The 11,372-nt window shown below is 59.5% G+C and carries 10 protein-coding genes; all 10 read left to right on the forward strand.

Features of this window, described 5'->3' with window-relative positions:
* The first annotated feature begins 39 nt into the window (after positions 1-39).
* From rfbF to pseC, 10 genes are read left to right on the forward strand one after another with little or no spacing between them, the layout of a single operon-like run.
* Positions 40-813 (forward strand): glucose-1-phosphate cytidylyltransferase, encoded by a 774-nt coding sequence (gene rfbF / locus ACZ89R_RS26255; protein WP_429547634.1) that lies wholly within the window; start codon positions 40-42, stop codon positions 811-813.
* Entirely contained in the window at positions 795-1,877 is a 1,083-nt protein-coding gene (gene rfbG / locus ACZ89R_RS26260; protein ID WP_429547633.1) for a CDP-glucose 4,6-dehydratase, read from the forward strand. Before rfbF ends, rfbG begins: the two co-directional genes overlap by 19 nt.
* On the forward strand, positions 1,874-2,434 hold the full coding sequence (locus ACZ89R_RS26265; RefSeq protein ID WP_429547632.1) for a dTDP-4-dehydrorhamnose 3,5-epimerase family protein: 561 nt from the start codon (positions 1,874-1,876) through the stop codon (positions 2,432-2,434). The genes rfbG and ACZ89R_RS26265 overlap by 4 nt, the downstream gene beginning before the upstream one ends.
* On the forward strand, positions 2,431-3,657 hold the full coding sequence (locus tag ACZ89R_RS26270) for a methyltransferase domain-containing protein (protein WP_429547631.1): 1,227 nt from the start codon (positions 2,431-2,433) through the stop codon (positions 3,655-3,657). Before ACZ89R_RS26265 ends, ACZ89R_RS26270 begins: the two co-directional genes overlap by 4 nt.
* Entirely contained in the window at positions 3,654-4,775 is a 1,122-nt protein-coding gene (locus tag ACZ89R_RS26275) for a DegT/DnrJ/EryC1/StrS family aminotransferase (protein ID WP_429547630.1), read from the forward strand. The genes ACZ89R_RS26270 and ACZ89R_RS26275 overlap by 4 nt, the downstream gene beginning before the upstream one ends.
* Positions 4,772-5,437 carry an acetyltransferase gene (locus ACZ89R_RS26280; RefSeq protein ID WP_429547629.1) on the forward strand — a complete coding sequence of 222 codons (666 nt, stop codon included), beginning with the start codon at positions 4,772-4,774 and terminating at the stop codon, positions 5,435-5,437. Before ACZ89R_RS26275 ends, ACZ89R_RS26280 begins: the two co-directional genes overlap by 4 nt.
* A 28-nt stretch (positions 5,438-5,465) precedes the next feature.
* On the forward strand, positions 5,466-6,194 hold the full coding sequence (locus tag ACZ89R_RS26285) for a cephalosporin hydroxylase family protein (RefSeq protein ID WP_429547628.1): 729 nt from the start codon (positions 5,466-5,468) through the stop codon (positions 6,192-6,194).
* Positions 6,195-6,249: 55 nt separating this feature from the next.
* Complete coding sequence (locus tag ACZ89R_RS26290) at positions 6,250-9,180, forward strand: TIGR00180 family glycosyltransferase (RefSeq protein WP_429547627.1); 2,931 nt, start codon at positions 6,250-6,252, stop codon at positions 9,178-9,180.
* Between the two features lie 30 nt (positions 9,181-9,210).
* On the forward strand, positions 9,211-10,212 hold the full coding sequence (pseB, locus tag ACZ89R_RS26295; RefSeq protein ID WP_429547626.1) for a UDP-N-acetylglucosamine 4,6-dehydratase (inverting): 1,002 nt from the start codon (positions 9,211-9,213) through the stop codon (positions 10,210-10,212).
* The gene (pseC, locus tag ACZ89R_RS26300; RefSeq protein ID WP_429547625.1) at positions 10,209-11,372 is read left to right on the forward strand and encodes a UDP-4-amino-4,6-dideoxy-N-acetyl-beta-L-altrosamine transaminase; all 1,164 of its coding nucleotides are present in this window, start codon (positions 10,209-10,211) and stop codon (positions 11,370-11,372) included. The genes pseB and pseC overlap by 4 nt, the downstream gene beginning before the upstream one ends.

Raw genomic sequence — 11,372 nt, forward strand, 5'->3', positions numbered from 1 at the left:
CGGGGGCTGCCGCGCCGCGCGAAGAGCAAGAGGACAGCGATGAAGGCAGTAATTCTGGCGGGTGGTCTCGGTACGCGCATCAGCGAAGAGTCGCACCTCAAGCCCAAGCCGATGATCGAGATCGGCGGCAAGCCAATTCTTTGGCACATCATGAAACAGTACTCTGCCCATGGGATTCATGATTTCGTGATCTGCCTTGGCTACAAGGGCTATGCGATCAAGGACTTCTTCGCCAACTATTTTCTGCACACCTCCGACGTCACCTTCGACATGTGCAACAACCGCATGGACGTACATCAGAACTACAGTGAGCCATGGCGCGTCACGTTGATCGACACCGGGGAAGAAACCATGACCGGCGGCCGTTTGCGGCGGGCTCGACGTTACATCGAAGACGAACAGGCCTTTTGCTTCACCTACGGTGACGGTGTGTCGGACCTGAATATCGGTGCGCTTGTGGATTTCCATCTTAAACACGGCAAGCTGGCGACGGTCACGGCGGTGCAACCGCCAGGTCGATACGGCGCACTGAATCGCGATGGCGACAGGGTCCTCGGTTTCACCGAAAAACCCCGTGGAGATGGTGGATGGATCAATGGCGGATTCTTTGTCCTGTCACCCGCGGTGTTGCCGTTGATCGAAGGGGATGACACGTCGTGGGAGTCCGGCCCGCTTGATGGTCTTGCTGAACGCGGTGAGCTCATGGCGTTCCAGCACGACGGTTTCTGGCAGCCAATGGACACCCTGCGCGACAAGAACCACCTCGAAGCGCTGTGGCAGAGCGGGGAGGCCCCATGGAAGCAATGGGACTGAGCTCGCAATTCTGGCGCGGCAAACGCGTTCTGCTGACCGGCCACACCGGTTTCAAAGGCAGCTGGTTGACGTTGTGGCTGCAAAGCCTCGGTGCCGAGGTCAGCGGGTTTTCGCTTGATCCGTCCACCGAGCCGAGCCTGTTCGAACTGGCCCGCGTGCACGAGGGCATCAACGATCAGCGCGGCGACCTGCGTGACCTCGGCGCCTTGCTGGAGCTGATCGCCGACGTGCAGCCGGAAATCGTCCTGCACCTGGCGGCCCAACCGCTGGTGCGCGAAGGCTATCGCGATCCGCTCGGCACCTATTCCAGCAACGTCATGGGTACGCTCAATCTGCTTGAAGCGATCCGTCAGGTCGGCGGCGTGCGCGCCTGCGTGCTGGTGACCACTGACAAGGTCTACGCCAACAAGGAATGGCTGTGGCCGTACCGCGAGGACGAAGCCCTTGGCGGCCATGATCCTTACAGCAGCAGCAAGGCTTGCTGCGAATTGTTGGCGCAGTCTTACGCCGCATCGTTTTTCCCGGCCGATAAGTACGCCGAGCATGGCTTGGCGTTGGCCACCGCGCGTGCCGGCAACGTGTTGGGCGGTGGCGACTTTGCGCCTGAGCGCCTGATTCCCGATGTACTCAAAGCCTGGTCGGCGGATGAGCCGGTGACCCTGCGCTACCCGCAAGCCGTGCGCCCATGGCAGCACGCATTGGAACCATTGGCTGGCTACCTGCAACTGGCCGCCGGCCTCTACGAGCAAGGCCCGGCGTTTGCCGGTGCCTGGAACTTTGGCCCGAGCGAGGCGGACATGTGCAGCGTTGGTGAAGTGGTCGAGTTGCTCGCCAGCCGCTGGCCGCAAGCGCGCGGCTTGCGCATCGAACCGAGTGATTTGCATGAGGCCGGTCTGCTGCGCCTGGACAGCAGCCGCGCCCGTCAACGGTTGGCCTGGCAACCGCGCTGGTCGTTGCAACAGTGCCTGACCCAGACCCTCGACTGGCACCTGGCGTGGCAGAACGGCGATGACATGCGGGAAGTCACCCTGAACCAGTTGAACCTGTACCGAGGCGCGCTGTGAGCGAATTCCTGTTGAAAGCCTTGCCGCTGGCCGGTCTGTTCAGTGTCCAGCACAAACGTTTCGAAGATGATCGCGGGCATTTCGCCCGGCTGTTTTGCGAAGGCAGCCTGAGCGCTTTCGGACAGCCGTTTCATATCCGCCAGATCAACCACTCCTGCACTCGAGAGCGAGGCAGTGTGCGCGGCCTGCATTATCAGAATTCCAATGCACCGGAAGCCAAATTGATTACCTGCCTGCGCGGCGAGGTCTGGGATGTCGCGGTGGATTTGCGGCCCGACTCCGAGACCTTCCTGCACTGGCACGCCGAGCACCTGAAGGCCGGGGACGGTCGCAGCCTGCTGATCCCGGCCGGGTTCGCCCATGGTTTCCAGACCCTCACCGATGACGCCGAATTGCTCTATCTGCACAGCGCCGATTACACGCCTGCGCATGAGGGTGGGTTGTCGGTGAACGATCCACGGCTGGCGATTGCCTGGCCGTTGCCTGTCAATAATCTGTCGGCCAGGGACTCCAGCCATCCCTTGCTCGATGAACACTTCGCTGGAGTGCGTCTATGAACTGCCGTGGTTGCGCTGCACCGCTGAGCCTGCCGCTGATCGATCTCGGCACCTCGCCGCCGTCCAATGCCTACGTGCATGCGGATCGCCTGGAACAAGCCGAGCAATGGGTGCCGCTGAAGGTCGCGGTGTGTCAGCAGTGCTGGCTGGTGCAGACCGAGGATTACACCCGCGCCGACAGTCTGTTTGATGCCGAGTATGCGTATTTCAGCTCGTTCTCCAGCACCTGGCTGGCCCACGCCGAGCGTTATGTGGCTGAAATGGTAGAGCGCTTTGGCCTGACCGCTGACAGCCGCGTGGTGGAAATCGCCGCCAATGACGGTTATCTGTTGCAGTACGTGGCGGGGCGCGGCATCCCTTGTCTGGGCGTTGAGCCAACCCGCAGCACCGCGCAGGCGGCGCGGGAAAAAGGCCTGCAGATTCGTGAACTGTTTTTCGGTCGAGACACCGCTGCGCAGCTGAAAAATGAAGGCTGGGCCGCTGACCTGATGGCTGCCAACAACGTGCTCGCCCATGTGCCGGACATCAATGATTTCCTCGGTGGTTTCGCCACCTTGCTCAAACCGACAGGCGTGGCGACGTTCGAGTTTCCGCAACTGCTGACGCTGATGGCCGGGCAGCAGTTCGACACGCTGTATCACGAGCACTATTCCTACCTGTCCCTGACCACCGTGCAGACGCTGTGCGAGCGCAATGGCCTGGAAGTGTTCGACGTCAGCCAACTGACCACCCATGGCGGCTCGTTGCGCGTCTTCGTCCAGCATAAGGACGGCGAACGCCGCGCCGTGCAATCGACGGTGCGCGAGCAGTTGCAGGCTGAGCTTGATGCGGGTGTGAAAACCACCGAGTACTACGCCACCCTGGCGCCCGCGGCCGAACTCATCAAGCATGGCCTGCTGCGCTTCTTGTTGCAGGCCAAGGCCGACGGCAAGCGCGTGGTCGGTTATGGCGCGGCGGCCAAGGGCAACACCTTGCTCAACTACGCCGGGGTCAAACCGGACCTGCTGGCCTGGGTGGCCGACGCCAACCCGCACAAACAGGGCAAGTACTTGCCGGGCAGTCGCATTCCGATCGTTTCGCCGGCGCAGATCGATCTGGAAAAGCCGGATTACATCCTGGTGTTGCCATGGAACCTGCTGAGCGAAATCACCCAACAATTCGCCTCGGTCAAATCGTGGGGAGCACGGTTTGTAGTCGCTGTTCCGGAGTTGAGCATTCAATGAGCAGAATTCATTACACCAAGCCGAGCGTTGGCGAACTGGAAGCCCGGTATGCCCTGGACGCTGTTCAGAACGGTTGGGGCGCCCGTTGCTACGAATACCTGACACGTTTTGAGCAGGGTTTCGCTGAGCATCTTGGCGCCGCGTATGCCATCGCGACCTCCAGCTGTACCGGTGCGTTGCACATGGGGATGGCGGCGTTGGACATCGGTGCTGGCGATGAGGTGATCCTGGGGAACACTAACTGGATCGCGTCGGCGGCTCCCATTACCTACCTGGGCGCCACGCCGGTATTTGTCGACGTCCTGGCAGATAGCTGGTGCCTGGACCCGGAACAGGTCCGGGGTGCAATTACTCCGCGAACCAAAGCCATTCTCGCGGTGCACCTTTACGGCAACCTGTGTGACATGGACGCCTTGCTGGCGATCGGTCGCGAACACAATATCCCGGTGATCGAAGACGCAGCTGAAGCAATCGGCTCGCAGTGGCGCGGCAAGGCTGCCGGTTCTCTAGGCACATTCGGTGCGTTTTCGTTTCACGGAACCAAGACGATGACCACGGGAGAGGGCGGGATTTTCGTCACCTCGAACAAAGCCTTGTACGAGCGAGTCCTGACCTTGTCCAACCATGGGCGGGTCGCTGGAAGCACAAAACAATTCTGGCCGGAATTCATTGGCTACAAATACAAGATGAGCAACCTGCAGGCTGCCGTCGGTTGCGCCCAGGTCGAGCGTATCGATGAGCTGATCAGTCGCAAGCGCGAGATTTTCGCCAATTACGCGCGTGCCCTGGCGTTGCTGCCAGGAGTTTCCCTGAACCCTGAACCAGCGCACTCGCGCAACGGCTACTGGATGCCGACTGTGGTATTCGCCGCCGAGACCGGGATTCACCGCGACGAGTTGATCGCCGCCTTCCAGGCTGCCGACATCGACGCCCGGGTGTTCTTCTGGCCGTTGTCGTCGTTGCCTATGTTCATCGAACACGCTGTCGACACGCCGGTGGCTTTCGCTTTGCCGGAACGCGCATTTAACCTCCCTAGTTACCACGACATGACCGATATCGATCAGCAACGAGTGGTCGATGTCGTGCGCTCTCTGCTTGTACAAAGGCAACTATTGTGAAGATCTATTTGCTGGGCGCGGCCAACCCCGAAGCGGTGCGCATGCTCCAAGCGGTGAAGCGCAGCACGCCGAATGTCGAGTTCGCGTTTCTGGACAATGACCCGAGCAAGCAGGGCACCCTGTTTTATGGAGTGCCGGTGATTGGCGGCTCGGACAGGGTGAGCGAACTCAAAGGGCCAGAGGCACAGTTTGTGAACCTGATCACCGGCAGTACCCGGCTGCGTTACGAGACCACCTGCCAACTGGTCGAGGCCGGCGCAACCTTGGGCCAATTCGTCCATCCGGGTATCGACCTGACCATGATTCGTATGGGACAGGGCAGTTATCTGCAGGAAGGCGTACTCATACAGGCCGAAGTGACACTGGGTGACAACACCAGCATCAGTGCCGGCAGTGTAGTGGGGCACGAGGGACAGATCGGCCACTCAGTCTTCATGGCGCCTGGCGTGTGTATCGCCGGTTGCGTGGAAATTGGCGACGGGACGTTTATCGGTACCAACGCCACTATCCTGCCGCGCCTGCGCATCGGTCGCTGGGTCACCATCGGTGCTGGTGCCGTCGTCACCAAAGATGTTCCGGATTATTCGGTCGTGGTGGGCAATCCCGCCAGGATCATCAAGACCAACGCGGTGCCTTACCCCGACGGTAGGGTATTGAAGTAAGCCGTTTCCCTATTTTTGGAGAGTTGCAATGAATCCCCATGAGCAGTTTCGTGAAGAAGTACAAGGCAACATTGAAGGTCTGAAGCAAGACAAGGCGCTGCAGGCCGAGTCCTTGGGCTGGGTCGGCACCACGGCCAGGCACAAATACACCTACAACTTCAGCTGGATGGGTCGACCGATCATTCAATTCCCTCAGGATATGGTCGCCATGCAGGAAATTATCTGGGACTTGCGCCCGGATGTGATCGTGGAAACCGGTATTGCCCACGGCGGGTCGTTGGTGTTTTACGCTTCGATGCTGGAGTTGATCGGCCATGGCGAAGTACTGGGTGTCGATATCGATATCCGCCAGCACAACCGCGAAGCAATCGAAGCCCATCCGATGAGCAAGCGAATCCGGATGATCCAGGGGTCGAGCATCGACTCCGCGATCGTCGACCAGGTGCGCGAACGCATTCAAGGCAAAAAAGTGCTGGTGGTGCTGGATTCCAATCACACGCATGAACATGTGCTGGAAGAGTTGCGTCTGTATGCGCCGATGGTTTCGGTCGGCAGCTACTGCGTGGTCATGGACACGGTAGTCGAAGACATGCCTGAAGATGCCTTCCCGGACCGGCCATGGGGCAAGGGTGACAACCCGAAAACTGCCGTTTGGGCCTACCTGAAAGAAAACCGGGATTTCGAAATCGATCAGGCGATTCACAGCAAACTGCTGATCACCGTCGCGCCGGATGGCTACCTGCGCCGGGTACGTTAAGCGACATCTTCATTTCAAGTGTTCATCAGGCATTAGTTTTATGGTGGGGAAGGATATGCAAGGCATTTATGGTTCTGAAAACACGTTGCCCTTGAGTGAACTGTTCACTCTGGTGTTGCTTACACACAATCGTCCGGCGTTTTTGCGCAGGGCATTGCAGTTCTACAGCACGTTGCCTTGCAGAATTCTGGTCCTTGATTCGTCGGCCGTTGCGTTGGATGGCGCGGCGATGATTGCGGACACCATCGACTATCGGCATTTGCCACAGTACGGCTATTGGGGCATCCAGTCCAAACTGGTATTCGGTGTTGAACAGATCACCACGCCGTACATGGTGTTTGCGGCCGATGATGACTTCCTGATTCATGACGCGTTGATCGCATCGGTGGAGTTTTTGTATGCCAATCCCGATTATGGCATGTGCCATGGGTACGGAATGATGTATGTGGCCCGCGCCACCGAAGTGAACTACTACCGCCGCGACCAAAAGGTGCAAGAGGATTACAACTCACAGCAGCCTGAAGATCGGGTCATGGACTTCATGGGCCAGTTCCTGCCGCCGTTCTATGCGGTGACCCGCACTGACCTCCTGCAACAGTGGTACAGGCAACTGCCCCCCAATACCAGTTTCGAGTGGCAGGAAATCGGCCACGCGTTCTACCTGCTGGCGTGTGCCAAGGCGCGGATTCTGCCAATCCCGTTTGCTGTGCGTGAGGCGAACTTCGGCGGTTCGGACCACAACACCAACGTGTTGACTGTGCTGACGTATAAAGATGCGAAAACTGTCGCCGACCGTGATCAGTTTGCGCAATTCCTTGCTTCAATCCCGACGCAATTCGGCGACAGGGATCCGGCGCAGATCAAACAGATCGCTCTGGACAGTTTTGCCGCCATGGCTGACTGCCTGATCGAAGGTCGCTCGCTCAAAGGCACCATGATCGTCCGTTCGGTTTGGGTCGAGGCGGGGCGCGAGCCGGTTCGTTCGTTCGGCCCCGAGCAATTCGTCGAAATGCCGTTCTACAACAAAACGATGTTCGACCTGCTGACCGAATTCGAATTTCTGTTGCACGCCATGCCGGCCGGCCGTGTGCAATTGCAGGAACTCGAAGGCATCCTGCTCAAGCAACAGGAGCTGATGCGAATTCAGCCTAACGACAATGACCGCACCATTCGTGCTCGCCTGTGGGAGGCCTTGAGTCTTAACCGGTTCAACCTGTCGGTGGTCAAGTGCTTGATCGAGTCACTCGAAGGCAGCGAGGAACAGGACGAGAGGCTCAAGCTTCAAGCATGGGCCGAGCGTCTGGCTTCGGTTCCGAGACAGGATGAACGCACACTGCTTCGGAGCATGCCATCCGGGCGTTTGCTCGACTGGCTCGAAGCGCGCAATCCTGATGCTGATCAGCTTTCAGCTATTTCCAGGCATTTGGCCAGGCACAATGGCGGCCCGCAATTCGGCATTCTGCTGCTGGATCTGGACGCCGACATGTTCAAGTTGCAGGCGACCTTCGATAGCCTGGTCAACGGCCACTGCAAAGCCTTCAAAGTGGTGGTCTTCACTACCGGTGACTTGCCGGCAACCACGTCCGTGCGCGACACCGTGCACTTCGTTAAAGTCAGCTCCAGCAACTACGTGGAACGCATCAACCAGATCGTCGCTCAATCTTCGGTCGACTGGTTACTGCTGGCCGAGGCTGGTGACCAGTTGACCCCGAGTGGGTTGCTGCGCGCCAGCCTGGAGCTGATCGGCGCTCAGGGTGTGCGTGCGGTAGCCATGGACGAAATTCAGCGTCAGGCCAACGGTGCTCTGACGGATGTATTCCGTCCCGGGGTCAACCTCGATCTGCTGCAAACCGTGCCATCGCTGATGGCGCGGCACTGGCTGATCCACCGTGATGTATTAGCTCAGGCCAAAGGTTTCTCGACCGAGCACCCCCAGGCCCTGGAATTCGATCTGTTGCTGCGCCTGATCGAGGACGGTGGCCTGGCAGGGCTGGCGCATCTGGCCGAACCCTTGCTGATCTGCAATGCGCCGGTCACTGAAGAAAATGCTCAGGAACGTCAGGTTTTGACTCGCCACTTGGCCAATCGAGGGTATCGCGGTCAGGTCAGCTCGATGCTGCCGCAGACCTGGCAGATCGACTATCAGCACGCTCAGCGGCCGATGGTGTCGATCATTCTCCAGAGCCAGGACAACCTGGAACACTTGCAACGTGCATTGGTCAGCGTGCTGCAACGCACGCGCTACCAGCGCCACGAAGTGCTGATTGTCGACAACCACAGCCAATCGCCGGATCTGGTTCAATGGCTGAGCAGCCTGGAAGGCAAGGGTGATCGGATTCGCGTGTTGCGTACGGGCCAGCGCCTGAGTCACTCGGCGTTGTATAACGTTGCCGGCGCTGACGCCAAAGGCGAGTATCTGGTGCTGCTGTCGGCCGAAGCACAGGTGTTCAATGCCAATTGGCTCGACGCCATGCTCAATCAGGCCCAGCGTCCGGAAGTCGGCATCGTCGGCGCCAAACTGATGGACATCCGTGGCGTCACCACCCAGGCCGGTCTGGTCCTGGGTTTGAATGGCGAGATCGGCTCGGTCTTTGTCGATGAACGTAAGGACGCCAAGGGCTACATGAACGGCCATCAGGTCGAGCAGAACTATTCGGCAATATCCGGTGCTTGTCTGATGGTTCGCAAGGACGTGTTCGAATCGGTGGGCGGTCTGGACGAGGAACATTTCGACGAAGCTTTTGGCGATATCGACCTGTGCCTGAAAGTCGCCGATGCCGGTTATCTGACTGTCTGGACGCCACAAGCACAATTACTGCACCCGGGCCTGCTGCCCGATGCGCCTCAAGCACGCGCCGCTCTGCGCGACAAGTGGCAGGCCCGCTTCGAACACGACTCGGCCTACAACCAGAACCTGGCCTTGACCGGCAAGGGCTTTACTCTCGGCGAACCGACTAGCGTGAACTGGGCGCAGTTGCTCGCATAAGCCTGGCTGACAGGTAAAAGGACTCAAGGCATGTTCAACGGTAAATCGATTTTCATCTCTGGCGGCACCGGCTCGTTCGGGCGCAACTTCATCCGCCGTTTGCTGGAGCAGTACCAGCCCAAGCGGGTGGTGGTGTTCTCCCGCGATGAGCTCAAGCAGTATGAGATGCAGCAGACGTTCAACGCGCCTTGCATGCGTTACTTCATTGGTGATGTGCGCGATGCCGAGCGTTTGCGTCAGGCCATGCGCGGCATCGATTACGTGGTGCATGCCGCAGCCTTGAAGCAAGTGCCAGCGGCGGAATACAACCCCACCGAATGCATTCGTACCAACGTCAACGGTGCGGAAAACATCATCGCCGCTGCCATCGACAACGGCGTCAAAAAAGTCGTCGCACTGTCTACCGACAAGGCGGCCAGCCCGATCAACCTGTACGGTGCGACCAAGTTGCTATCGGACAAGTTGTTCGTTGCTGCGAACAATATTGCCGGTGAACAGCAGACCCGTTTTGCCGTGGTGCGCTACGGCAACGTGGCTGGCTCGCGGGGTTCGGTGGTGCCGTTCTTCAGCAAACTGATTGCCGAGGGTGCCAAAGAGCTGCCGATCACCGATGAGCGCATGACGCGTTTCTGGATCACCCTCGATCACGGTGTGAAGTTTGTGCTCGACAGCTTCGCCCGCATGCACGGCGGTGAAGTGTTTGTGCCGAAGATCCCATCGATTCGTATCGTCGATCTGGCGCGGGGCATGGCTGAACATTTGCCGCACAAAAACGTCGGCATCCGTCCGGGGGAAAAGCTCCATGAACTGATGGTGCCGCCGGACGACGCGCGCATGACCCTGGAGTTCGATGATCACTACACCATTCAGCCATCGATTCGTTTCACCAGCGTCGACGTGGATTTTGCCGTCGACAAACTGGGCGAGCAGGGCCGGCCGGTGAGCGAAGATTTCGAGTACCGCTCCGACACCAATCCTCACTTCCTGTCGGTCGGCCAGATCGCCGACCTGCACGCGGAGCTGTCGGCATGATTCCCTACGGTCGGCAAAGCCTGGATCAGGAAGATATTGACGCGGTGGTTGCCGTGTTGCAGTCCGACTGGCTGACGCAGGGGCCGACCATCGAGCGTTTCGAACAGGCCATGGCCGAGCGTTGCCAGGCCGATTTCGCTGTGGCGGTGTGCAATGCCACGGCGGCGTTGCACATTGCCTGTCTCGCCGCCGGCCTCGGGCCGGGCGATCGCTTGTGGACCACGCCGAACACCTTTTTGGCCTCGGCCAATTGCGGTCGCTACTGCGGCGCCGAGGTCGATTTTGTCGACATCGACCCGCTGACCTGGAACCTCGACGCCCACACCTTGGCGTCGAAGCTTGAAATCGCCGAGCGCGACGGCAAACTACCGAAAGTGTTGGTGGCGGTGGCGTTCTCCGGGCAGAGCTGCGATATGCGCATGATCGCTGAATTGGCCGAGCGCTATGGTTTCACCGTGATCGAGGATGCTTCCCACGCGGTCGGGGCGTCTTATGCCGGGCGTCCGGTAGGGTGCGGCGATTTCGCGGCGATGACGGTGTTCAGTTTCCACCCGGTGAAGATCATCACCAGCGCCGAAGGCGGCATGGTGCTGACCAACCGCCCGGAACTGGCCGAGCGCTTGCAGCGCCTGCGCAGCCACGGCATGACCCGCGACCCTGCGCAGATGACCGAACCCAGCCACGGCCCCTGGTACTACCAGCAAGTGGAACTGGGCTTTAATTACCGCATCACCGACCTGCAAGCGGCCCTCGGTCTGTCGCAGCTGAACAAGCTCGATGGTTTCATCGAACGTCGGCGTGAACTGGCGGCGCGTTATGAGCGGTTGCTGGCGTACTTGCCGCTGACCTTGCCCAGCGCGCAGCCCGAGGCCGAATCGGCGTGGCATCTGTACGTGGTGCGCTTGCAGACGGAGCGGATCAACCTCAGTCATCGACAGGTGTTCGAAGGCTTGCGGGCGGCCGGGGTCGGGGTGAACCTGCACTATATTCCGCTGCACTTGCAGCCGTACTATCGCGACCTGGGTTTTGCCGAGGGTGATTTCCCCCAGGCCGAACGTTATTACGCCGAGGCCATCAGCCTGCCGCTGTTTCCTCTGCTGAGCGATGAACAACAGGACTATGTGGTCGAGCAACTGCGACGACTGATCTTTGAGGAGTAG

Source organism: Pseudomonas sp. TE3728, from assembly GCF_056279145.1.